This is a genomic window from Paenibacillus sp. WG02, assembly GCF_055396115.1.
Window position 1 is genome coordinate 7,954,832 of the sequence record NZ_AP036016.1, and the last position, 23,430, is coordinate 7,978,261.

A 23,430-nucleotide genomic window follows, 5' to 3' on the forward strand; every position below is an offset into this window, starting at 1 on the left:
AAGAATCATGCCGATACGCGGCTGATACGCGGCTGCCGACTCGTCATCATAAAACACCATTTCTCTGATCTCTTCTTTGGCCAGTCCGCCAAAGTCCGGGCAAGCTCGACGCCAAGACCGGGCTTATCGGTCATCGACAATTTGCCGTTCGCGATATTGAGCTTATTCTGTAGAACATCCGATGCATACCATTCATAGTGCGTATCGCTGGCAAATACGAAGTTGCGGGAGGAAGCAATCAGATGGGCATTCGCCATTGTCGCGATACCCGTTTCCGCCCATGATCCCGTCACGCACCATATTCCGTAGTTGTTGGCAAGATCGACAATTTGCTTCGCTTTCAGAAGGCCGCCCGCCTCTGACGGATATACGGTGAACGCGGATACGGCGCCTTTCTCGATCAGCTTGAGCGCCGAATCGAAGGTCGTGCAGGATTCGTCCGCCGTAATGGGAACCGGTACCGCCCGGCTGACTGCTGCCATCCCGTCGATATCGTAATAAGGCACCGGCTGCTCGACCAGCTGCAGGTCGTAAACCGCCATCTGGTTGATTGCCCGAATGGCCGTAGGCACGCTCCAAATTTGATTCGCATCGATTCTCAATTTCACTTTCGGACCGACAGCCCGGCGAATTTCCTTGATGCGCTGCGTATCGTAGTCGACTTCCCGGCCGACTTTGATCTTAATCTCGTCGTAACCTTTGGCCACCAGTTCCTCCGCTTCCTTCGCATTCACGAGCGGATCGTCTATGAACAAGTAACCTGAGAAACGGACATCTTTCCGGTACAGTCCGCCAAGAAGATTATATAACGGCGTGTTCAATATTTTGGCTTTGAGATCGAGCAGCGCGATATCGATGCCTGCCATTGCATAATAACCGATTTGGGACCAATTCAGAATGTATTCTTCCAACTGATGCAAAATCAACTCGGTTTGCATGGGGTCTTTCCCGATGAGAAAAGGCTTGAATTCTTTCTCGATTACGGTTTGAATCGTCGGAATCGTCGGACCGACACATTCGCCGTATCCGATCAAACCCTCATCTGTTTTTAGCTGAATGATAAGTGCAGGTGCATTTCGGCGCGTGCCTCCGGACCACTTTGCAGGCTTCTTGAAGGGAATTAATACAGGTGTTGTGATAACATCGATAATTTTCATAATCGCGCTCCTTTAGATAATGAACTGTGTGCGTTTGTTCATCTCTAGATTATTTCAGAACTTTGTAATTGTCAACAATAACATTCATTGTTTATTTTTTTTTGTAATCGTTGACGTTAGTTGTTTTATTCGTTATTGTAATCTATAATTGGAGTTATTAAAGAGTGGAGGATCAATAATGAGTTCCGAATTCCGGTTTTCAATAAAAAAAACGGATACCCTGCGCAATCAAATCTATCAGGACATCAAGGATGCCGTGATCGGCGGCCAACTGAAGCCCGGCCAGCGTTTGCGCGAGCAGGACCTATCCAAAGATATGGGCGTAAGCCGCGGCCCCATCCGTGAAGCGATTTTACTTCTCGAGCGCGAAGGTCTGCTTGTCACACAAACTCATCGTGAAACCACTGTCGCGAACGTAGAAAAGGGAGAAGTCGATCGATTGCTTAACCCGCTTCGCATCTTGTTGGAATCGTACTGCATCCAGACTGTTATTCCCCGTCTTAACAATATCCATTTTGAGGATTTGGAAAAAATCCTGAACGAATTGATCGAATCTTGTCAAAAAATGGACATGAGCTCAATCGTTAAGAAAGACTTGCAATTTCATGAATACCTGGTTTCCTTGACTGAAGAGCCCTATCTGATTTCACTTTGGTCGGGAGTCTCATCCCGAATCGTTTTTCATTTCATGAACAATTCCCATATGCATCAACAGAACGACTTCTCTCTGCTTATTGAAGAGCATCGCGAATTGTTGAACGCCATTAAGACCAAAGATTGGGCGATCATTGAACCCGTCTTGAGAAAGCATATTTACTAGCCAAAAGCGCCCCCTGAGTGATCAGAGGGCGCTTTTGATTTGTCCTGGTCATCGATCGCCGGCTTTAAGGCAACAAAGTCGCGCCTCCCATGACCGGGTACATGGGAAGGCTCCGGAATGCTTCTGCATGACGCACTCCGATTACCATTCCTCTAACCGCACTCGTCTTGGACACGAATTCGACGTAATCCATACCGTATTGATAGTTCAGCCATTGATCCTGACTCGCATGTGAACGAATCATGCGGCTTTTCATTTCGTAAACGTCCGTTACATCCACATAAAATTCGGGCTCGAATCCTACCCCGCCCAAGTTGTCCATCACAAAAACATGCGGAATTCGGGGCATAGGTGGATATTCCGTTTCGATAAGCGGTACGGTAACCGGAATTCTGCAATCTATGGCAATTTCGCCGCATATTCGGTGATCGGGATGATAATCATTGTTCCCGTGCACGAACATAACGTCGGGCGACGCCTTGCGAATGGCATTGATAAAAGCCATTCGCGTCTCCCGGTCATGGAACAGAAATTCATCGTCAACCCCCATCCAAATCAAATCCGCTCCAATGCAAGCCGCCGAAGTTTCCGCTTCCTTTCGGCGAACGGCGGCGATTTCTTCCTTTGACAAGACAGGAGATCCGACATTGCCGTTCGTTGCGATCAAGATGGTCACATGATCCCCTCGTGCCGCATATTTGGCGAGCGTCCCTCCGCACAAAATCTCCACATCGTCCGGATGGGCGCCAATCGCAAGTATACGCATTCTATTTCCTCCTCCTCATCCTTTTACCGCTCCGCTCGTCATTCCTTCGATCATAAAACGCTGCCCGAGCAGATAAATAATGAATACCGGCAGGGCCGTTAGAAAAATATTTCCGAAAATATAGTTCCAATCCGTGCTGAAATAGCCGTAAAATCGATAGATATTCAAAGGCATGGTCCAATATTGATTGTCGTTCAAAAAAAACAGCGGGATTTGCGAATCGTTCCAAACGTTCATGAACACCAGTATTGCCGCCGTAAAGGTTATCGGTTTCATGAGCGGAAAAATGATGACGGCAAACATGCGGTACGGTCCGCATCCGTCAATCGTTGCCGCCTCGTCCATTTCTCTCGGAATTGTCCTGACAAAACCGACGTAAATAAACATTGCGAACGGAATCAAGATACCCGCAAATATCAGGATAATCCCCGTTCTCGTATTCAGGATGTTCAACGTTTTTAGAACATTGAATGTGGTGACTAGACTAATCGGCGCAACCATGCCAAGCAAGAAAAATCGGTAAAGTGCTCCGGATATCCGGTTTCGCACCCTGGCGATATAAAAGCTTAGAAGCGCAGAGCAAATTAACACAATGACGACTGAACCTACCGTTACGAATGTACTGTTAAGAAAGCCTTGAAGTACGTACCCTCGCTCAAATACGACACGGTAGTTATCGAAAAAATGAATATCTGAAGGGAGAGCGAGCCGAAAAAGACCCGCCTCCTTGCTGCTTTTGAGCGATGTCAACACAACCATCAAGTAGGGAATGAGGATGACGGCACTCATGCCCCACAAACACAACTCCGCTAATCGGATCCATCGTTTTCGCCGCCGTTCAATCATCCCTCTACCTCCCTTTTCTTCATATAAGAGAGTAACGGCATCGAAATCATGACAATAAGAAGCACCAATATCAAGTTCAATGCGGTGCTATAACCGTAAAGGCCTTGTCCCATATACTTATAGACAAGCGTCATCAATACCTCGGATGAATTACCGGGGCCGCCCTGAGTCAGGAAATACACGCCTTCAAACATGCGGGTGCCGTAGATGACCGACAGAAGCACATTGATCGTAATGGCCGGCATCAGCAGCGGCAGCGTCACATGCATGAATTTCGACCAAACGGATGCCCCGTCAATATCTGCCGCTTCATAATAATCGGTCGGAATGTTCTGGATACCGGCGATATAAATGGCCATCGTAATCCCGGACGCACGCCATATCTCCATTAAACAGGCTGCATATATGGATAAAGACGGGTCCCCGATCCAACCGAATGCCAAAAAGTCAAGATTCAATGAACGCAATAGATTATTGACAAATCCAGTATGAGGATTCAATAACCCTTGGAAAATAAGGCCAACCGCCACGATATTGAGAATAGCAGGCGAAAAATAGACGGCTCGCAATGCATTTCGCGACCTCATCCCCATTGTCAGCAGCACGGCCAGTACCAGCGGAATGACATTTTTGCCGATCGTCGTTACCGTTGCATATAGGAATGTATTTTTCAATGCAACAGCGAAGTCCGGATTTCGAATGACTTCGATGAATTGAGTCAAGCCGACAAATCGGATTTTTTCGCCTGCCGCATTCCAATCGGTGAAAGAATAATAGAAACCCAGGATGGTCGGATAAATGAAAAACACAACATAGATGACCAACGCGGGAACGACAAACATGATGGGGTAGTACAAGGGAGATCTTCATTTGCGCATCGGACGTCTTGCTTTCTCTTCAACAACGCCAGACATGTAAGTCTCCCTCCATTCCTAACCGTTGAGCTTTCACTGGCTCCACCCCGGAAGCTTTTTCCCTTTGGCCACTATTTCCATCTTGGAATTCAGTTCCTTCAACACTTGCGCAGGTTTTTTCCCGCCTAGCATCATTTCCTGCATGATTTTTCGGGCATCCATATCGTTCCAGGCTTCATACTTTCCGAACATCCCCATAAAAGCTTTCCCATTATCCATATAACGCTGTAAATCTCCACTGATCATATTCTGCTTAGCATTCACATCGGAGAAGACGGATATACCCGGCGACTTCTGTAAGTATATTTCTTGCTGCTCCTTGGAAGCGAACAATCGGATCAGCTCCAGCGCTTCTTCCTTGTGCGCAGCTTTTGTGTTAACCGAGATCCCCACCCCCGCGTAGAGTGAAATGGCACCCGGCGTATTGCCGAACGGCATGGAGAAGAAACCTAGTTCCATATCTGGATATTTCTTAAGCAGCGGTTCAAGTATAAAATCGCCGGCGGGTGCATGGCCACTTTGCCGGTTCCCAATTTTTCCTGGGTCATCTCAAACGTAGTTGAAATAAAATCCTCATTGATGTAACCCTTCTCTTTTAATTCCACCATTTGATTCAACGACTGCTCGTACTCCTTCACTTCCGTTACATTGATCTTGTGCGTGTTCATATCTTGCCAGAACCGGTCGGCTTCTTTGCCTCGGTTTAGCCCGGCGTTTGCAAATAGCTGGTGCATCATATGCGTCGTACCGAACTCGCTCCCGTTGGCCAGTTGGATGTTGACAGGAACGATGCCCTCTTGCTTGATCTTTTCGCAGATCTTCAAAAAATCGACCCAAGTCGTCGGTACCTCGAGCCCGAGCTTTTTGAAAATCGCTTTGTTATACAAGATCCCCATGCCTCCCGGATTCGTAATGGGCAATCCGGTTATTCGGCCATCGTTCCATTGAATAATTTTTTTGCCGCCTTCCGACAGCCGGCTTGTCCAGGGCTCTCCGGAAAGATCCTCAAACCATGCTTTCGAGACTTGGAATTGCGACATGGCGATATCGTCGGTAACAAACAAATCGGGTCCTTCATCGGACATCATTTTGACCTTCAGCATATTCTCGAATTCCGTTGCCGGAAACAATTGAACATCTACGCGGTTGCCGCTCTTGGCTTCATAATTCGATATGAACTCTTTGAGTCTGCCGCTGTAATTCTCTGTAGTAACCATAAATTTCAAAGTCTTCGATTTATTGACACTGTCGGTACGAGCCATATCTTCACCGCTTGAACAAGCTGTAAGAAGTGATGTGAGAACCAAACCAGCCACTACCGTCAACTTTTTCGAACAGATCTTCATTATTCTAAACCTCCCCTTAAACTGCAAACCAAAATTAGATTTTCATACTATTCTTCCGATACACCCATCAAATTATTGTTCTATCATGCCGGAAACGATCACCCCTTTCAACTTCTTGGTATCGCTTACAAGTACACATGAAACGTACGGTCGAACCAGCCATAGAGGATACCACGATCACTCGAACTCGGAGCCCGCTTGAAAGACAGTATAATTTAATTTCATTATTATTGTCAACAATATTGTTAACAATAAATGCACTTTAAATCATCCTCTTTAGTTACGACCCTGACTTTATTCATTCATCGGCAAAAGGTATATTCTTCGCATCATTCCTCGTGCTGGCTGCATACTATGAAAATATCTTTTAAAAACCATATTTCTAAAGTATAATAGCGGCATCTAATTGTCGACAATTTTGTTGACAATTAGATGCCGCTACTTTCCCGGTTATTGTGATTGCGGCAATCCTCGGGACACGTAAAGGTTCATGACTGGAACGATACACGATCAATTTTATAACAGGGAGAGAATCGATTGAGCGACTCATTGCTTCGACAATTAACTACTTTAAACCAGAACCATCGTTTGTTGAAAGATACGCAAGGCGGTCACGCCATCATTTTGGAGAGAGGTTCCCGCCTGATCCGCCTCGTACCGGCTAACAGTAAGGAATCCGCGGTATGGACCGATATTCACGCCTTGGAAGAAGACTCATGGAATGTCGGAGGAGACCGCACCTGGATCAGTCCCGAGATGGATTTTTTCGCGGATGCATCGGGTAATTATGATATTCCTGCGCAGCTCGATCCCGGCTCCTATCGTTTTATCCCTTCGGATAAAGCCGGGACGGTACGTACCCGACAAACCAGCATTTTGACCCATTGGCCGGATCAAACCAATGTTCCGCTTAGCCTGACGAAGGAATACAGCCTGATTGCCAATCCTTTTCTAATGATTGATTCCGACGAGTACCGTGAGCTGGCACAAATTCCCTACATCGGATATCAATGCGAAACGCGCTTACAGCTCCTTCCCGAGACGGAGCATGTGCCGGATTCGCCGTTACCCGAATTCAACCTATGGTCGATCCTGCAGGTCCCTCCCGGCGGCACGGTTTTGGTTCCTGTGCTGGGTGATTCCGAACCGCTTGTGATGTACCGGGAACAAGAGGAGATCCGGATAAATCGTCAGTCCCACTATGCAAGCTTCCCGTTTGAAGGCGGCAGCAGCTTCAAGCTGTCGTATCATACTCTGCAAAGTACCGGAAGATTCGGTTATTACCGAAGATTAAGTCAGGAAACTTCCTGTTTAATCGTAAGACAGTTCCAGGTAAACCCATCTGCCTCATATCCCGATTATCCGGAAAGTCAGACCGCATTATACCGGTTCCTGCATGCAGTTTTTCTACGATGGAGAAAAGATGGGCGGCTTCGGGGAATTGGAATACCATGCCCCTTCTATGAACAGTAAAGATTTTTCTGTTCAATCGGATCATTCCCAACTGTATTATTTCGTCGGGAAATCTGACCAAGTTGCCAAAATTGCACGTCATATGCTTGGGATTAACATTCTCGGTGGTACTGATGTATAAACCGGAGAGGCCGACCCTTCTCTCATACCATTCTAAGGGGTGCTCCTCGTCTCGTTGACGAGGCTCTTTTTTTTGGGTCTTCAACCTGCAACAAATAAGATTTGGCATAATTGTTATTGTTATTGTTGACAATATTAAAAGTGTGATGATACTATGGGCTCATAAAGCGCTATCCCAAATAATGCGCCGAAATTTATCCATCAAGGAGGCAAGAGGATGAAAATAGTGATGTGATGAATCGTATGCGGATTTTGAAAGCGTTGTCAGAAAGAATGAATGAAGTTCTAACGAGCCAGCTGTCTTTTGCAAACAGCCAAATCGTTATCCCGGATACACCGGGCCTGGGCATGGAAACCTGTTGCAAATATTATTTTAATCGAAAGGGGTCTTTGTATGAAAAAAAGAAATGTTTATGGTCTGCTATTCATAGCGCTGGTGCTTGTTCTTGCCATAACAGGATGCTCAACGCCGGGAAACTCCAGTAAGATGGAAAGCTCGTTTCTGACGAAGGTCGTTCAATCCAAAAAACTGAAAGTCGGGGTCATTCTCTCCTACCCGCCTTTCGGGTTTAAAGACGATAAAAATAACCCGCAAGGCTACGATGTAGACATTGCCAAAGAATTGGCAAAATCCCTGAACGCCGAGCTTGAAATCATCGATCTCGATTCCTCTGCGCGAATCCCGGCTATCGAAACTGGGAAAGTGGATGCAGTTATAGGCAGTTTTTCGCGAACCTACGAACGCTTGCAAAAGATTAATGTGTCTGCGCCCTACTCGGCTGCCAGCGAGAAAATGCTGGTCAAGAAAGACAGCGCCATTCAGAAAGTTCAAGATCTTAATGATAAAAAGGTCGCTGTTGTAAAGGGTTCCACCAACCAGGCCGTCACCGAACTTGCCCCGAAGGCACAGCTTTCGTATTTCTCCAATTCCGCGGAATGTGTGCTTGCCGTCAAAAACGGTCAAGCGGATGCGTTTGTCGAGGACGAAAGTTTCCTGGCTTACCAAGCCAAGCTTTATCCCGAACTGAAAGTGGCGGGCGACCCGCTTATAGCTCCGCTTTATCAAGGTATAGCAGTACGTAAAGGCGACCAGGAATGGTTGAATTACTTGAACTTCTTCGTATTCCAGATTAATAATCAGGGAACGAATAAAAGTCTTTATACGAAGTGGTTCGGCATTAATCCTCCTTATATGCTAAATCCGCAGTATTAAATAACGATGAAGATGAGGAGGTCTGCTGTAAAACAAGGCGGGCCTCTTATTGTAAGGAGGCAAACGAATGATATTTGACTGGTCGACCCCCTTCCGGAACTGGGGTTATTTTGCAGGCGGGGCTCTCATGACCTTGTGGCTGACTGTACTCGTTTTTTTTCTGTCTTTTGTGATTGGTGTTATGCTGGCGGTTTGCCGGTTTAACAAGCGAATCTACCCACTATATGCAGTCTCGACAATGTATGTGGAGCTAATCCGAAATACGCCCGCTCTGGTCCAAATCTTTTTGATCTATTTCGGTCTTCCCCAGTTCGGCATCCACTTTACGCCTATCCAAGCCGGAATTATTGCCTTGACCATAAACAACTCGGCGTATATGTCGGAGATCATAAGGGCGGGGATTCAATCTATCCACAAAGGGCAATGGGAAGCAAGCAAAGCTATAGGGCTTACCTACACTCAAATGTTCAGATTTATCATCTTTCCGCAAGCCTTCAAACATATTTTTCCGGTCTCCGCAAATCAATTTATTATGGTTATCTTCAATACCAGCCTGCTCGCGATTCTTGACGTTAAAGAGCTTACCGACCGCGCGTTGATTTTAAACGGTCAAACGTTCCGGACATTGGAGATATTCGTTTTCGTAACCGGACTTTATTATGTGCTGTATTTTATAGTTTCTACCATTTTCAATTGGATTAACCGCCGATTGTTTATATCAAACGCGAAGTAAGGTGACAACCATGGATTTGAGTGTAATCTACGAGTACCGGTATCTTTTGTGGAGCGGATTCGTAGTAACTTGCAAGCTTTCATTTACAGCGATCCTCTTAGGGACTTTGACGGGAATCATGATCAGTATGGCCAGAACGAGCCAGATCAACTGGTTAAAGGTGCTGCTTACGGCGTATGTTCAATTATTTCGTGGTTCGCCGCTGCTCATTCAATTATTCATGTTTTATTTCGGGTTATCTTATATCGGAGTGAACATCAACCTATTCGAGGCAACCGCATTAGTGTTTACTTTATATACCGGCGCCTATATAGCCGAAATCATAAGGGCCGGAATCGATTCCATCCCCAAGGGACAGTTCGAGGCCGCAAAGGCTCTTGGTTTTTCTTATTTTCTACTGATGTTTAGAGTCATATTGCCCCAAACTTTGAAAGTTTCCTTGCCGCCGTTGATCGGATTTTATATTACGCTTATCAAAGATACTTCCGTAGCCTCTGTCGTCGGATATGCGGAGTTATTGCATGAGGGAAAAGCGATTATGAATGTGTCCGGCAAGCCTTTTGAAATATTACTTTTCATATCGCTTGTGTATTTTATCATCTGTTATCCGCTCTCCATGTTCGTAACATGGATGGAAAGGAGAATTTATATTAAATGATCACACTTCAACATCTCAACAAATCGTTCGGTTCGCTTAAAATTCTTCACGATGTATCGCTTCAAGTCGAAAAAGGGGAAGTCGTGGTGGTCATCGGTCCAAGTGGCTCGGGCAAGAGCACCATGCTCCGCTGCATCAACCATTTGGAGACAATTGATTCCGGCGAGATTTGCATGAATGGCCAACCGGTTATGGCCACTAAAAAACCCGTTTCACGGAAGATTGGAACCGAGGTTGGCATGGTTTTTCAATCTTTTAATTTATTTCCCCATTTGACCGTTTTTCAAAACATTGCCTTGGGTCCCCGTCATGTACGTAAGTTGAATCAGCAGCAGGTAAAGGAAATCGTGGAGACCCTGCTTGCGAAGGTGGGGCTCATTGATAAGAAGGATCGATATCCGGAGCAGTTGTCGGGCGGGCAGCAACAGCGAATCGCGATTGCCCGAGCTTTGGCGATGCAGCCTAAAATCATGTTATTCGATGAACCTACATCCGCCCTGGACCCTGAGCTTGTCGGAGAGGTCTTATCCGTTATGAAGGAGTTGGCCAAGGAAGGGATGACGATGATTGTCGTTACCCATGAGATGAATTTTGCCCGGGAAGTGGCCGACCGTGTTGTAGTAATGGCAGAAGGCCGTATTATCGAAGAGGGCAAACCGGAAGATATTTTCACCAATCCGCAAAACGACAGAACCCGTGAATTTCTTAAAGCGGTCATTCAGCGATAAGAGGCATGTAGCAGATGTAGCTACACAAATAGGGGTCGGGACGCATGTAATGAAAGGCCACGCGGTCCGATTCGATAAGGATTAATTGTCGAAAAGACTCAATGATGGGCTGATCGATCCGATACAAATATATAAATGGCAACAGATTGTATTGTTCGTGCGATTTCAAATTCACGGACGATAATGTCATTACTGTTACCCAATTGGTTTCGAATTTGGTCTACATTCGTTATCAAATCTAAAGAAAGCTCGCCACATATCCCGAAGAATCCTTTTTTGTATGCAAAAAGCTGCCAGCGTAATGCCGGCAGCTTGCACCAAATAAATCCTTATTCTTCCGTCTTATATTGCAATCTCGCTTTACGGATTTCCCCCACAAATTTGACTGCGGTCTCTCGAATAAGACTGTAGTTCTCCTGTTCAATCGCATCTTGTCGAACAAGAGTGCCACCAAGCCCTACAGCATCTGAACCAACCTCTATAAACACGCTTACATTATCTAGGGTTACACCCCCAGTAGGTATAACCGGTATATACGAGTATGGACCCTTGACTGCCTTAACAAAGGGAAGGCCCAATCCCGCACAACGGTACAGGCACAGCCGGTCCCTTTTCCATGACGCTCTTAAGCAGCGGAGTCAACCGTTCATTCTGTCGCTTACTTGGATTCATTTTCCTATCCCCTCCAGAAACGTTTTCGACCATATTTATATAGCATAATCTTCCATAAGGACTAGAGCAATTCCTATTTCTCTCGGTATTGGCTGGGAGTCATCTCCATGAGCTTACTGAATATACGAATAAATCCGATTGGTGTTACAACATCATTCCGATTTATAATCTGATGCTACCATTGGACGTGATCGTTTGCGCCGATAATGATATTTTCGTTAAATAGTAAACTGTACTTACTGCCCCTTTGTAGAGTGGGCCGCCGAGCGAATCGCGCGTTGCCTAAGTAGCTCAACATTATGTAGCGATAGTTATTTGTGATATCTCCCAATCTTTAACTCCATAAAAAGCATAATCTCATCCATATCACTGTCCGATAATTTGTTGAATAGCTCAATTAACTTCAGTTCTTTTTCATTAATCACTGTTTGAAACAAATCTATTGTATGTTCGTTATTCTCTTCTTTAACCGTTTCACCGAGAATTAGCCAACTCAAATTAGTTTTAAAAACCCTGTAAATAGATAAGATAGTGTCTATGGACGGATTATATTTATCCTTTTCAAGCTCACTAAGTGTCGCTTGAGAAATACCAATTAAATTTGAAAATTCGTTCTGATTTAATCGATTTGTTTTCCGAATTACCCTAATTCGATCACCTAAGGAAGATAGCATACTTGTCTCCTTTCAATATAAAAAAGAAAGTCCCGATGAGTTTATTCTTCATCGGGACTTTTCTCTCAGAGGTCATTTTCCAACATTTTTTACTACACTCCGACTTTCTTAACTACTTTCCAATATTCTTTACTACTTTCCAACTTTTTTACATAGGGACAATGCCTTCTTCTTTTACCCATCAATTACTCAACCGTCACACTCTTCGCCAAATTACGAGGCTTATCAACATCATTGCCACGTGCCAACGACGCGTAATAAGATAGCAACTGCAACGGTATGACCGCCAACGCAGGTGATAGTACATCCAGCGTCTTCGGAATAACGAAGGTGCTGTCTACAGACTTCTGCAGCTCCAGCTCACCTTTTACAGCAATCCCAAGTACATTTGCGCCGCGCGCTTTCACTTCTTTAATATTGCTTACCGTTTTCTCAAGCAGCTCATGCTGAGTAGCCAACGCAATCACCGGAACGCCATCCTCGATTAGCGCTAGTGTACCGTGCTTCAATTCACCTGCGGCATAAGCTTCCGAATGAATGTAAGAAATCTCTTTCAGCTTCAAAGAGCCTTCCATAGCTACAGCATAATCCAAGCCTCTTCCGATGAAGAAGAGATTATCATGCTTAGCCATCTCCTCAGCGACTACTTTAATGGCTTCTGCTTGCGCCAAAATTTCTTCTACTTGAGCCGGCAGCTCTTTCAATGCTTTAACCGCTTCTTTAATCTCTTCGGACGTTTGAGTTCCTAGCGTTTGAGCCAGGTGCAACCCGAGCAGATAGAAAGCAATTAACTGCGATGTATATCCTTTCGTAGACGCAACTGCAATTTCAAGTCCTGCCCAAGTTGTGATCACATCATCAGCTTCACGTGCTACTGAACTACCTACCACATTTGTGATGGCCAATACATGTGCACCACAACGTTTAGCTTCACGAAGTGCAGCAAGCGTATCCGCGGTCTCGCCAGACTGGCTAACTACGATGACAAGCGTATCCTTCGTGATTATCGGTGAACGATAACGATATTCAGAGGCAACATCCGTTTCCACCGGAATGCGCGCCAACTTCTCAATGACATACTTACCAACCATACCCGCATGATAGGCTGTACCACAGGCAACAATATGAACACGATTAATGTTTCGAATCGCTTCAGGTGTAATCGTAAGCTCGTTCAACGTCACGCCAAGACCATCAGGGGAAATACGGCTGCCCATTGTGTCGCGGTAAGCTTTGGGTTGGTCATAGATTTCTTTCAACATAAAGTGATCAAATCCGGCTTTTTCAGCTGTTACTATGTCCCAATCGACATGAAACATTTCCCTGGAAATAAAATTCCCCTCTAAAGTCATTAATTCGACACCATCACGCGTTAACAGCGCCATTTCGCCATCATTCAAAATAAACACATTCCGTGTATATTCAAGGATAGCAGGGATATCCGAACCAATGAAGTTCTCGCCTTCACCAATACCGATAATCAAAGGACTAGCCTGGCGCACAGCTACAAGGCGATCAGGTTCATATTCGGTCAGTACGCCTAGCGCGAACGCACCTGTCATATGCTTTACCGCTTTTTGAACGGCTTTAAGGATATCTCCATCGTACAAATCAGCGATTAAGTGAGAAATAACTTCGGTATCTGTCTCAGATACAAATTTATGACCTTTCGCAGTCAGCTCTTCTTTGAGGCTAATGTAATTTTCGATAATGCCGTTGTGCACAACCGAAAACTTCATCGAATTATCCGTATGAGGATGAGAGTTTACATCCGAAGGCTTTCCGTGTGTTGCCCAACGCGTATGTCCGATTCCAACGCTTCCGTTCAGTGGAGTCTCATCCAGCTTGGATTCAAGATTCGCGATGCGGCCTTTGGCCTTCTTAATTTGTAAACCATCAGCCGTGTACACAGCTACACCTGCAGAGTCATAGCCTCTATATTCGAGCTTTTTGAGCCCTTCCAATAAAATTTCCTGAGAATTACGCTTTCCAATATAACCAACAATTCCGCACATAGTAGTACCTCCATAGTTTTATAAGCCTCTTCTAAAGGGGCTATTTTTCAAAGATCCTGGTTTAATAATCATTTAAAAATCCATCAGTTAGACAAGAAAAACGGTAAATCAAATAAACCATATATAAGGACGATCATTACGTTTATAAATAATTGATAAATGGATGTTGGATACTTGTCAGCCTGGTCGCCCAAACGTTTTTGCTCTCCAACTTAACGGCACTCCTCATGCCGGAAGGTCCCCGCCGAATGTTTCGAACACCTTCACCTCGTCAACTCACCTGCGAAGTAGTAGCAATCTCACTACATTTCCGTCCCGCTTGCGAGTTCTGGCGCTATTTGTTGCTAATCAACCTCAACCCTGCCTTTCCTTCTTGAGTCAAATACATCATATTCATTTTAGCGCAAGCGCGCAACTTATTTTTTCGTGGAAAATCCCCCAATTAGCAAGAAGCACCCAAGGGGGATCCACTTGTCCCTGCCCTTTATACTAATTGCTCTTGGATAACCTTAGCAATATCATGAACATAAGCCTCAACTTGCTCCTTGTCAGGACCTTCAGCCATAACGCGAATTAACGATTCCGTTCCCGAAGGTCGCACCAGCACGCGGCCGTTATCTCCGAGTTCTTCCTCCACCTTACGAATAGCTTCCTCAATCACAGCGTTGTCCTTGAGCTTGCTTTTATCCGCAACACGAATATTAACCAATAGCTGCGGGAATTTACGCATAATTCCTTTTAACTCACTAAGCTTGCGCCCAGATTGGACAATCGTGTTTACCAGCTGTAAAGCCGTCAGAATCCCATCTCCGGTCGGGATGTAATCGAGGAAGATGACATGCCCCGACTGCTCTCCGCCTAAGTTATAGCCGCCTTTACGCATCTCTTCCATCACGTAGCGATCGCCTACTGCGGTTTGCAGAGCTTTAAGACCCGCTTTTTCAATCCCTTTGAAAAAGCCAATGTTCGCCATCACCGTCGTCACAATTGTGCCGTGGTTCAGCTTCCCTGTGCGATTCAGCGCATCTCCCAGAATGCTAAGGATGAAGTCGCCGTCGACTTCCTCGCCAGTCTCATCGATCGCGATCAGACGATCCGCGTCGCCGTCAAAAGCAAGACCAATGGCTGCGCCATGTTTCACCACTTCTGCGCGAAGCTTCTCAGGATGCGTGGAGCCGCAATGATCGTTGATATTGCGACCGTTCGGCTCAGCGCCGATGGTGATTACTTCCGCTCCTAGCTCGCGGAACACTGTAGGAGCCAGCTCGAAGGCTGAGCCATTCGCGCAGTCCAGAACGACCTTGTATCCAGCGAAAGACTCGGATACCGTCTCCTTCAAGAACGCCAGATAGGCGAACTTCGCATCTGGCTCATCGGAAACCGTGCCAATCTCGCCGCCAATGGGCCGAGGTAATTCATCTACAGCCGCGTCAAGCAGCTGCTCAATTTCAAGCTCTGTCTCGTCTAGCAGCTTGAAGCCGTCGCCCCCAAAAAACTTAATCCCATTATCCTCTACCGGATTATGCGAAGCCGAAATCATAACGCCCGCATCGGCTCCGAGCTTCTTCGTTAAATAAGCTACCGCCGGTGTGCTGACAATACCGATGCGAATAACTTCAACACCAATCGATAGCAATCCTGCTACGAGTGAAGCTTCCAGCATGGGACCCGAGATCCGTGTATCTCTCCCGATCACGACTTTCGGATGCTTGGCCTGTCTCGTTAAGACATAACCGCCGCAGCGGCCTACTTTATAAGCTAATTCTGGTGTCAGTTCGCCATTAGCGACTCCTCGCACACCATCTGTACCAAAATATTTCCCCATGTTTATATTCTCCTCTTTTTCTACAACCCATTATGGATTTGTTACTTTGGTGCTTTCTCGCTGATTTCTACAGTTGCCTTTACTTCTTGAGGCATAGCCAGCTTCACATAAGTCGGCAGATTTAATGTCACCTTCAGCTCATGCTTGCCTGGCGGCAAATTACTAACGTCCAGGATCGCCTGTACATCCTGCACTTTCAATTGATCAATCAGTGCAGGAGCGCCCTCTACCGTAATGTTTAGCTTAGCCGTCTCCGGCAGTGTGACTTTCGTATTATAATTTTCGTTTTGACCAATAATCGTGATCGGTACATTTTCCAAAGCCTTCGTAATGGAAGGAACAATTTCCACGTGAACCGTAACTTTGGCAGGATCCAGTTGAGTTACTTTATTCCTTAAGGGAATGTCCAGTGCAAACTCCTTGGTTTCATTCAGATCCTGAACATTCAGCTGCGGCCCTTGATAAAACTCTAGGCGATCAACAACATCTTGAGTACCGTAGACAGTTACCTTGTCCGGATTTTGAGTAACCATCGCTATCGCGAAACCTTTCGGCGGTTCTCCACTAATCTTCATTTGTAAAGGTATGGTTTGGAACGGGCTCGTGATTGGCACTTCGACATCGACCACAGAAGGATTGATATTCAATGTTACTTCTTTGCCGTCTTTATCAAAAGCTTGCAGTCTCACTTGCTTCGTAACGGCAGACTGAGCCTTATCTACCGAAACCTCGCCGCGAACATTCTCGATTTGATCCAGCTTGCTGGTCTGCGCAGTAATATACACCTTGGCTGGCTTCACAATCGGCTGTCCGGCTTTGAGACCCGCTGCTGGTGTTCCTTTGACATTAATGACGACGGGCACTTCTTTCATCTGCAGCTCTTCGATAACCACATGGACAGTTCTAGGAACAATTTGAACATCTACATCTGAAGGAAAGCCAACCGGTTTTAGTGCTACCTGATGATCTCCCTTACCCACTTGCGTCAAGTCGAGCTCAATTTGATAAGAATTACTGGTCGTCACTTTCTTAACCGATGATTCCTTCCCTTTGACAATAACCTGTACGTTGGCAGGAGCCATGGACGAAATGTGATAATGAGTTTCGTCATATTTTGTCGTAATGGCCACATTATTTATGGTTTCTTCCCGTTCGCGGAGAGGTGAATTTCCAGATAGATTGGTTTCTTCCATGTGAACAACAACCCATAGCAAAATACCTATAACAAGTGCAACAATCCGCACCACATTCGTATTGCGTAACCATTTATCCATTCGAACGGCCCCTCCATTTCAAGAAAGGGTTCTTCTCTTTTGTTTTTGCCTTCGGCTTCAGTTCTTCGAACAATTTGGCAATCAAAGATTCTTCTTTGATGTCCCGTACGATATGACCATTCATTGTCAGCGAGATTTGCCCGGTCTCTTCCGAAACAATGATACACATTCCATCTGAAACCTCACTCATCCCAATGGCCGCACGATGCCGAGTACCAAGCTCTTTACTGATAAAGGGATTCTCAGACAAGGGCAAGTAACAACCAGCAGCCATTAATTGGCCTTGGCGAATAATCACAGCCCCATCGTGAAGAGGCGTATTCGGTATGAAAATATTAATCAACAGCTCCGCGCTGATCTTACTCTCTATTGCAATACCGGACTCGACATAATCGGTCAGACCGGTCTCTTTCTCGAAAACAATCAAGGCCCCTATCTTTCTTTTGGCCAAATAATTCGCAGCTCGTATCACTTCACTAATCCGCTTATTCACATCCTGATCCTCTTCCGTAGAAGATCGGCTGAATAGCTTCCCCGGCCCAACTGCTCCAATGCCCGCCTTAGCTCCGGTTGAAAAATAATAATAACCCCAAGAACTCCGAACGTAAAGGTCTGGTTCATCATCCATTGCAGCGTACTGAGCTTAAACCAAATACTAAATACCCATGTAATGACGACCACAAGGATACCCTTCATAAGTTGAATAGCCCTCGTCCCACGCACCAACAGGATCAGTTTATAAATCACATAGCTAACGATCAGAATATCAACGATATCCTTAGCCGAGATGCTCGTGAGTAAGTCCATTTATTATTCTCCCCCAGCGACTGAACACAGTGATCTCTCTATAATAGAATCATAACATAAACCCAGTTATACTTCTATTTTTCTCTCTTCACAAGACGTTATTACAACGAGTTTGGTTCATTTTATTATATTTAGGAAGAAAAAAAACGCCCTCCTCTGGCAAAAAGCCATTTGGAAGACGTTTCAAGCTAATGCGAGAACATTCCTACGTACTCGCCTAATTTATACCAGACCCAGCTCAATGCTTCATTGACTTGTGTGACGTGCCCAGAGATATGAGCGGTTGACGCTAAATTGAGAGAACCATCAATAACGGTTAAGTTTCCGGTTACATCGCCTTCAACTTTCAGTTTACCCCGCTGAACAACGAGATCACCTTTCACCGTATGCCCTTGCGGTACAGTAACTGTATCACCCTCAATCACAACATCCTGAAGGTTACTTCCCTTCACCATCAAATTCGTATCATCATTCCACATGGACATGAAGCTTCCGAACATGACCGTAGCGAAAACAACAGCTACCGATACAGCAGGATGCCTGCGAATGAAGACCATCCAGGAATTGCGCTTCTTCACTGGAGGCAGTCCGCTCATAATTTGTGCAGTTAACGTATCAGATACTCTAACGGGAGGCAGCATTCTAACCATCGCGTCCGTTTTCTCCAATTGTCTGAACAGAGCATGACAGGCTTGGCAGGATATCAAATGCTCCTTCAATCGCTGAGAATCGGATCCTTGCAGATCACCGTCGAGATATTCATGTATGAGCGGGAGGGCTTCTTTACAATTCATGATTCAGCCACCCCTTTCTTAGACTTTTGCATGTTGTGGTATACCATACGTTTGAATTTCAAATATGTTTCACATATGAACAGGGTTTGTGCTGCCAACTTGATCCTCCTGCTCTAACCGTTTACGTAAGTACTCCCGCCCTCGATGTACACGTGTTTTGATCGTTGTAACTGGCATGTCAAGAACTTCGCTTATCTCCTGCAAGGACATATCGTGCAGATATCTCAGAATCACAACGGATTTATATTTTTCAGGTAACGTTTCAATGGCCCGGCGTATCTGTTCTTGGGTTTCGGACACAATGACTTGCTTCTCAGGTGTGTCCTCATGACTTGGAAGCATGGCATAATAATCATTGCCCTCTCCATCCGGCATCTCCGCGTCAAGCGAGTAGGTGTTCTTTCTTCGACGCAGCTTATCGATACACAGATTCGTCCCTATTCGGAAAATCCAAGTCGAAAACTTCTGATTCTCATCGTATCGGTGCAGATTAGTATACACCCGCAAGAACGTCTCCTGCACAGCATCCTCGGCTTCTTGCTTATTATTCAGCATACGGTAAGCCAAATGAAAGATCTTGTCCTTATAGAGCTCTACAAGCTCTGCAAAAGCATTCCGATCCCCATTCCTGGCCACCTTAGCCAGACGTGCTTCTACAAAGTTCAATTCGATTTCCTCCGGCTTCTCGACAATTCGATTCCCTAAACGCTGTGGGACCTTTAATCGTAGATTAAAGTCTCTCTTCTATACATACGTAAGAAATTATGATTTGTTTTCAGAAATAATTATGCCTCCTATGATCAGTCCCATCCCTAACCATTGTAACCCATTTACCGGCTCTCCTATAAGTAGGTAAGCAGCAATAACGGCTACTGGCAGTTCCACCGATCCAAGCATAGCGGCAAGCGTACTACCGATTCGCGGAATTCCGATATTAAACGACACTGTAGGCACAACCTGCCCCAAGAAACCCAACAAAAGTCCCCATAACAGCAGTGTACTCCCATTCTCGTGTACAAATACCGTCGGTGGATACAGAATATACATCACAGGCATCGCCGCGGTAAGCATAATAGCCGAATTCATAAGAGGAGGAAGGGCACTAACCACTTGTCCAGTGAAAAAGAGGAATATACTGTATGTCAGAGCCGACAACAATCCATACAAAATTCCTAGTAAACTAAATTGTTCCCAGTTCGTCTCAAACACATTTACGGCAAGCAACGTCCCAACCAATATTAAGATAATGGCTAAGCTTTCCGCCTTTTTTGGAAGTCTTCGTTTCACGATACAATCCATCGCAATGGTCATCCATGTGAACTGAAACAGAAGAATAATCGATAAAGAAGCATTCAACTCTTTTAAAGCAATATTGTAAAAGACTGTCGTTAAAGCCAATCCAAAGATACCTATCAAACCGAGCTTAATCCAAGGACCTTTAAAGGGATTGACCCATGATTTTTTGTGAAAAAGAATCAACACCCATACAAATAAAGTTCCCATCGTCATTTGTGCCGGTGTAATTTGCCCATCTGTAAATCCTTGATCATAGGCCATCTTGATAAAAGAGGAAAGCAAGCCGTAGCTTGACGCCCCGATGATGACTAGAACCATTGCTAACCATCGCCCCATGTTGATGCACAACTCCCGTCTATGGGCATTTCGTTTAAGGACAGGAAAAGTCGAGCTGCCTACGTGATACGTGGCCCCCGACTTTATCATCCTGTATCTTACTTCTGCGCTCTAAGTTTTATCAGCCCGTATTTCTAAGCCCAGCGGCTATTCCGTTAATCGTAAGCAGCACTTCACGAAGCAGGATAGCATCATCCTCGTTGTTCTCACGTAGTGCACGAAGCTCAGTAAGCAGCTCTACCTGCATATAGCTCAGCGGATCTACATAGGGATTACGCAGACGGATGGACTCCTGAATAACAGGAACATTATCCAAAATCTCTTGCTGACCCGTAATTTGTAAAATGATGGACGAAGTCAGTTCATATTCTTCCCTGATGAGATTGAAGATACGCTCTGCAATTGCTGATTCTTTCACTAGGTTGCCGTATTCCTTAGCAATTTGAAGGTCTGCCTTGGCAAGAGCCATTTGTAAATTATCAATCATCGTCTGGAAGAAAGACCAATTCTCGTACATTTCTTTCAAAGTTTCTAAGTTCGCCGCATTTCCTTGATAAAAGCTTTGGAGACCCGTGCCCGCCGCGTACCAAGCCGGAAGCAAATATCTCGTCTGGGTCCAAGAGAATACCCAAGGAATCGCGCGCAAATCTTCGAATTTATCGCTGTTTTTACGCTTGGATGGACGTGAACCGATATTCAGCTCCCCAATCTCAGGAAGCGGTGTGGATTCTTTAAAGAACGTTAAGAAGTCTTCATCTCGGAAAATGAGATCCTGATACTTCGTCTGAGCTTGTTCCGAAATACCACGCATAATGTTCTCCCACTTGTCTTCCAGTGGATTTCTTTGCGGGGAACGTGATAATTTGGATGCCGTAATTAACGCAAACGTCGCTTGCTCCAAGCTGCGGTATGCAATGCCTTGCAAGGAGTAACGAGAAGATAATACTTCACCTTGCTCTGTTATCTTAATGCCGCCACCAAGCGTTTCAACCGGCTGTGCCAGAATGCTGCGGTTAAGCGGCATACCGCCACGACCAAGTGCTCCGCCACGGCCATGGAAAAACTTAAGCTTAACGCCGTATTGTTTAGCAGCTTCTGTGATATCCTGGAGCGCCATACGAAGCTCCCAGTTCGCTGTAATCACACCGCCGTCTTTATTGCTGTCAGAGTATCCCAGCATAATCTCATGCAGTTGTGTCTCAGGGTCAAGGCTAGCTTTGTAAGCAGGGATCGCTAACAACGTGCTCATAATGCCAGGAGCCGCATGCAGGTCATCAATCGTCTCAAAAAGAGGTACAGACTGAAGCGTACTCGTCACGCTGCCATCACTCTCTTTGCGATATAATCCAGCCTCTTTCGCAAAGACAACAACCTCCAAGAGATCACTTGCTCCTTGCGTCATACTGATGAGATAGCTGTTAATACAGTTGCGACCGAATTCCTTCTGAGCTTTGCCAACAGTGCGATAAACATCTAAACACTCCTGTGTACTTTCCGAGTAATCCAAATACGTAGATGTAATCGGTCTTGGGTCATTCAGTACATCCGTTAAGAGACTGATTTTCTCCTCTTCCGATAACTTACTGTAATTACTTGTGATGCCCATTTTCGCCAAAACCTCAGTCATCGCATTCTCATGCTCTTTACTGTGCTGTCTGATATCCAAAGCAGCCAAGTGGAAGCCGAACAGCTCAACCTGACGAATAAGCTTTTTAATATATTTATCAGCTACATAGTCAGCAAAATGCATCCTCAAGCTAGCCTCGATGATTTTCAAATCACTAATAAACTCTTCCGGGCTGTTGTATTTCTGGCTTGTAGGAACATTCGGATTGCCCGTGTTATGAACCTTCTCAATCATATAAGTCGTTTTGATGCGATATGGCTCTTTCTCATTACGCCAAACGTCCTGGATATTGCCCATTGCTTCACGGTCGCATTGAATAGATTCTATGAGATCATTGCTTACGTTCACAATGCTATTACTGAAGCTCATGTTCTCGAGCGTTTCTTTGAGAACTTCTTCATACTTTTGCAAAGCCAGTTGACGATGCAAACCTAATGTTTCCCAAGTCACATTGGCTCTAACTGACGGGTTACCGTCACGGTCCCCACCAATCCATGAACCGAATTTCAAGAAAGACGGCACATGCCAAGAGTCTTGCGGGTAATATTTATTTAAACAACGCTCAAGCTCATGATAGATCTCTGGAAGTACATCAAACAAAGTTTCGTCAAAATAATACAAACCATTGCGAACTTCATCAATAACCGTTGGTTTCCGATCACGAAGCTCGTCCGTTTGCCAAAGATTAAGAACCTCTCCAAGCAGCTTCTCACGCAATTGCTCACGCTCGCGATATGTCAGCATAGGATTATCGAGTTTCATCATATCTTCCGAAATACGCAGATTAATATCAAGCACAGCTCTACGCATCGCTTCTGTCGGATGAGCTGTCATTACTAGTTCCAAAGAGATAGCTTTCAGAATTTCTTGAACTTCTGCGTATGGAATATGATTATTCTTTAACTCTTGAACAATACTCTCTATGGAACCTGGCTGTACGGACTCACCGGAGGAACGCTCGTAATCTCTTTTACGACGGATCCGATGGTTCTGCTCAGCAATATTAACAAGTTGGAAGTAAATAGCGAATGCACGAATTACTTGATGACGAATCTCCGGATCCAAGGAGGAGATCGTTTTCTTGAATTCATCATATATCTCGATGACATAGTGTGCTCTTAAAGACTTACTCATCTCACGAATTCTCTCGACAACATCAAGCAGATCATTACCGCCTTGATGAACCAGAACTTCACCTAGTATGTGGCCCAAGAAGCGTACGTCCCTGCGCAGCAGGTTATTCGTTGCTTGCTTCTGTAGGACAATATCATTCTCTAACATAACTCTCCACCTCATCTATTCACTATGTTGCATTAATGCTTCTCTCTACAAAAGC

The 23,430-nt window shown here is 45.2% G+C and carries 21 protein-coding genes and 1 pseudogene; 6 read left to right on the top strand and 16 right to left on the bottom strand.

All coding sequences use genetic code 11. The annotated features are described in order from the left end of the window. Positions 1-5: 5 nt before the first annotated feature. Positions 6-1,157 (bottom strand): mandelate racemase/muconate lactonizing enzyme family protein, encoded by a 1,152-nt coding sequence (locus ACBP55_RS35870; RefSeq protein ID WP_464648410.1) that lies wholly within the window; start codon positions 1,155-1,157, stop codon positions 6-8. Positions 1,158-1,335: 178 nt separating this feature from the next. On the opposite strand from ACBP55_RS35870, the gene ACBP55_RS35875 reads away from it, so the two are divergent. Continuing rightward, a complete protein-coding gene (locus tag ACBP55_RS35875; protein WP_464648411.1) occupies positions 1,336-1,977 on the top strand; it encodes a GntR family transcriptional regulator in 642 nt (213 codons plus the stop codon). Positions 1,978-2,041: 64 nt separating this feature from the next. Here the strand turns inward: ACBP55_RS35875 and ACBP55_RS35880 are convergent, their stop codons facing one another. The 5 genes from ACBP55_RS35880 to ACBP55_RS35900 form a co-directional block, all read right to left on the bottom strand. Continuing rightward, complete coding sequence (locus ACBP55_RS35880; RefSeq protein ID WP_464648412.1) at positions 2,042-2,743, bottom strand: PIG-L deacetylase family protein; 702 nt, start codon at positions 2,741-2,743, stop codon at positions 2,042-2,044. A 15-nt stretch (positions 2,744-2,758) separates the two neighbouring features. Then, the gene (locus ACBP55_RS35885; protein ID WP_464648413.1) at positions 2,759-3,589 is read right to left on the bottom strand and encodes a carbohydrate ABC transporter permease; all 831 of its coding nucleotides are present in this window, start codon (positions 3,587-3,589) and stop codon (positions 2,759-2,761) included. Then, positions 3,586-4,446 (bottom strand): carbohydrate ABC transporter permease, encoded by an 861-nt coding sequence (locus tag ACBP55_RS35890; protein WP_464648414.1) that lies wholly within the window; start codon positions 4,444-4,446, stop codon positions 3,586-3,588. The genes ACBP55_RS35885 and ACBP55_RS35890 overlap by 4 nt, the downstream gene beginning before the upstream one ends. Before the next feature lie 90 nt (positions 4,447-4,536). Further along, positions 4,537-4,962: a hypothetical protein gene (locus ACBP55_RS35895; protein WP_464648415.1), complete on the bottom strand. Its 426-nt coding sequence runs from the start codon at positions 4,960-4,962 to the stop codon at positions 4,537-4,539. Beyond that, positions 4,953-5,849 (bottom strand): ABC transporter substrate-binding protein, encoded by an 897-nt coding sequence (locus ACBP55_RS35900; protein ID WP_464648416.1) that lies wholly within the window; start codon positions 5,847-5,849, stop codon positions 4,953-4,955. Before ACBP55_RS35900 ends, ACBP55_RS35895 begins: the two co-directional genes overlap by 10 nt. A gap of 537 nt (positions 5,850-6,386) precedes the next feature. On the opposite strand from ACBP55_RS35900, the gene ACBP55_RS35905 reads away from it, so the two are divergent. The 5 genes from ACBP55_RS35905 to ACBP55_RS35925 all read left to right on the top strand — a co-directional run bounded on the left by ACBP55_RS35905 (position 6,387) and on the right by ACBP55_RS35925 (position 10,774). Further along, positions 6,387-7,322: a hypothetical protein gene (locus tag ACBP55_RS35905; RefSeq protein WP_464648417.1), complete on the top strand. Its 936-nt coding sequence runs from the start codon at positions 6,387-6,389 to the stop codon at positions 7,320-7,322. A 514-nt stretch (positions 7,323-7,836) separates the two neighbouring features. After that, a complete protein-coding gene (locus ACBP55_RS35910) occupies positions 7,837-8,655 on the top strand; it encodes a transporter substrate-binding domain-containing protein (protein WP_464648418.1) in 819 nt (272 codons plus the stop codon). Positions 8,656-8,722: 67 nt separating this feature from the next. After that, complete coding sequence (locus tag ACBP55_RS35915; RefSeq protein ID WP_464648419.1) at positions 8,723-9,388, top strand: amino acid ABC transporter permease; 666 nt, start codon at positions 8,723-8,725, stop codon at positions 9,386-9,388. Positions 9,389-9,398: 10 nt separating this feature from the next. Next, positions 9,399-10,046 carry an amino acid ABC transporter permease gene (locus ACBP55_RS35920; RefSeq protein ID WP_464648420.1) on the top strand — a complete coding sequence of 216 codons (648 nt, stop codon included), beginning with the start codon at positions 9,399-9,401 and terminating at the stop codon, positions 10,044-10,046. Beyond that, positions 10,043-10,774 (top strand): amino acid ABC transporter ATP-binding protein, encoded by a 732-nt coding sequence (locus tag ACBP55_RS35925; RefSeq protein ID WP_464648421.1) that lies wholly within the window; start codon positions 10,043-10,045, stop codon positions 10,772-10,774. The genes ACBP55_RS35920 and ACBP55_RS35925 overlap by 4 nt, the downstream gene beginning before the upstream one ends. Positions 10,775-11,103: 329 nt before the next feature. Here ACBP55_RS35925 and ACBP55_RS35930 read toward each other — a convergent pair whose 3' ends face one another. The 10 genes and pseudogenes from ACBP55_RS35930 to ppc form a co-directional block, all read right to left on the bottom strand. Then, positions 11,104-11,352, bottom strand: a complete 249-nt coding sequence (locus ACBP55_RS35930) for a hypothetical protein (RefSeq protein WP_464648422.1) — start codon at positions 11,350-11,352, stop codon at positions 11,104-11,106. 405 nt (positions 11,353-11,757) lie between these two features. After that, complete coding sequence (locus ACBP55_RS35935) at positions 11,758-12,120, bottom strand: helix-turn-helix transcriptional regulator (protein WP_464648423.1); 363 nt, start codon at positions 12,118-12,120, stop codon at positions 11,758-11,760. A gap of 185 nt (positions 12,121-12,305) precedes the next feature. Continuing rightward, complete coding sequence (gene glmS / locus ACBP55_RS35940) at positions 12,306-14,135, bottom strand: glutamine--fructose-6-phosphate transaminase (isomerizing) (protein ID WP_464648424.1); 1,830 nt, start codon at positions 14,133-14,135, stop codon at positions 12,306-12,308. Between the two features lie 484 nt (positions 14,136-14,619). Beyond that, positions 14,620-15,960, bottom strand: a complete 1,341-nt coding sequence (glmM, locus tag ACBP55_RS35945; RefSeq protein ID WP_464648425.1) for a phosphoglucosamine mutase — start codon at positions 15,958-15,960, stop codon at positions 14,620-14,622. Positions 15,961-16,001: 41 nt separating this feature from the next. Further along, complete coding sequence (locus ACBP55_RS35950; RefSeq protein ID WP_464648426.1) at positions 16,002-17,234, bottom strand: CdaR family protein; 1,233 nt, start codon at positions 17,232-17,234, stop codon at positions 16,002-16,004. Continuing rightward, a pseudogene (cdaA, locus tag ACBP55_RS35955) lies at positions 17,227-18,041 on the bottom strand (diadenylate cyclase CdaA). The gene ACBP55_RS35950 and the pseudogene cdaA overlap by 8 nt, the downstream one beginning before the upstream one ends. A 188-nt stretch (positions 18,042-18,229) precedes the next feature. Continuing rightward, positions 18,230-18,835: a zf-HC2 domain-containing protein gene (locus ACBP55_RS35960; protein ID WP_464648427.1), complete on the bottom strand. Its 606-nt coding sequence runs from the start codon at positions 18,833-18,835 to the stop codon at positions 18,230-18,232. 69 nt (positions 18,836-18,904) lie between these two features. Further along, the gene (sigW, locus tag ACBP55_RS35965; protein WP_051253878.1) at positions 18,905-19,501 is read right to left on the bottom strand and encodes an RNA polymerase sigma factor SigW; all 597 of its coding nucleotides are present in this window, start codon (positions 19,499-19,501) and stop codon (positions 18,905-18,907) included. Positions 19,502-19,597: 96 nt separating this feature from the next. Beyond that, positions 19,598-20,467, bottom strand: coding sequence for a DMT family transporter (locus tag ACBP55_RS35970; RefSeq protein ID WP_464648428.1), 870 nt, complete (start codon positions 20,465-20,467; stop codon positions 19,598-19,600). 121 nt (positions 20,468-20,588) lie between these two features. Continuing rightward, positions 20,589-23,375, bottom strand: a complete 2,787-nt coding sequence (gene ppc / locus ACBP55_RS35975) for a phosphoenolpyruvate carboxylase (protein WP_464648429.1) — start codon at positions 23,373-23,375, stop codon at positions 20,589-20,591. Between the last annotated feature and the right edge of the window lie 55 nt (positions 23,376-23,430).

What these genes read in the sequence shown, in the direction of transcription:
- ACBP55_RS35870 (WP_464648410.1), bottom strand. Translation starts at nt 1,157, where the DNA reads ATGAAAATTATCGATGTTATCACAACACCTGTATTAATTCCCTTCAAG.
- ACBP55_RS35875 (WP_464648411.1), top strand. Translation starts at nt 1,336, where the DNA reads ATGAGTTCCGAATTCCGGTTTTCAATAAAAAAAACGGATACCCTGCGC.
- ACBP55_RS35880 (WP_464648412.1), bottom strand. Translation starts at nt 2,743, where the DNA reads ATGCGTATACTTGCGATTGGCGCCCATCCGGACGATGTGGAGATTTTG.
- ACBP55_RS35885 (WP_464648413.1), bottom strand. Translation starts at nt 3,589, where the DNA reads ATGATTGAACGGCGGCGAAAACGATGGATCCGATTAGCGGAGTTGTGT.
- ACBP55_RS35895 (WP_464648415.1), bottom strand. Translation starts at nt 4,962, where the DNA reads ATGGAACTAGGTTTCTTCTCCATGCCGTTCGGCAATACGCCGGGTGCC.
- ACBP55_RS35900 (WP_464648416.1), bottom strand. Translation starts at nt 5,849, where the DNA reads ATGAAGATCTGTTCGAAAAAGTTGACGGTAGTGGCTGGTTTGGTTCTC.
- ACBP55_RS35910 (WP_464648418.1), top strand. Translation starts at nt 7,837, where the DNA reads ATGAAAAAAAGAAATGTTTATGGTCTGCTATTCATAGCGCTGGTGCTT.
- ACBP55_RS35915 (WP_464648419.1), top strand. Translation starts at nt 8,723, where the DNA reads ATGATATTTGACTGGTCGACCCCCTTCCGGAACTGGGGTTATTTTGCA.
- ACBP55_RS35920 (WP_464648420.1), top strand. Translation starts at nt 9,399, where the DNA reads ATGGATTTGAGTGTAATCTACGAGTACCGGTATCTTTTGTGGAGCGGA.
- ACBP55_RS35925 (WP_464648421.1), top strand. Translation starts at nt 10,043, where the DNA reads ATGATCACACTTCAACATCTCAACAAATCGTTCGGTTCGCTTAAAATT.
- ACBP55_RS35935 (WP_464648423.1), bottom strand. Translation starts at nt 12,120, where the DNA reads ATGCTATCTTCCTTAGGTGATCGAATTAGGGTAATTCGGAAAACAAAT.
- glmS (WP_464648424.1), bottom strand. Translation starts at nt 14,135, where the DNA reads ATGTGCGGAATTGTTGGTTATATTGGAAAGCGTAATTCTCAGGAAATT.
- glmM (WP_464648425.1), bottom strand. Translation starts at nt 15,960, where the DNA reads ATGGGGAAATATTTTGGTACAGATGGTGTGCGAGGAGTCGCTAATGGC.
- ACBP55_RS35950 (WP_464648426.1), bottom strand. Translation starts at nt 17,234, where the DNA reads ATGGATAAATGGTTACGCAATACGAATGTGGTGCGGATTGTTGCACTT.
- ACBP55_RS35960 (WP_464648427.1), bottom strand. Translation starts at nt 18,835, where the DNA reads ATGAATTGTAAAGAAGCCCTCCCGCTCATACATGAATATCTCGACGGT.
- ACBP55_RS35970 (WP_464648428.1), bottom strand. Translation starts at nt 20,467, where the DNA reads ATGGGGCGATGGTTAGCAATGGTTCTAGTCATCATCGGGGCGTCAAGC.
- ppc (WP_464648429.1), bottom strand. Translation starts at nt 23,375, where the DNA reads ATGTTAGAGAATGATATTGTCCTACAGAAGCAAGCAACGAATAACCTG.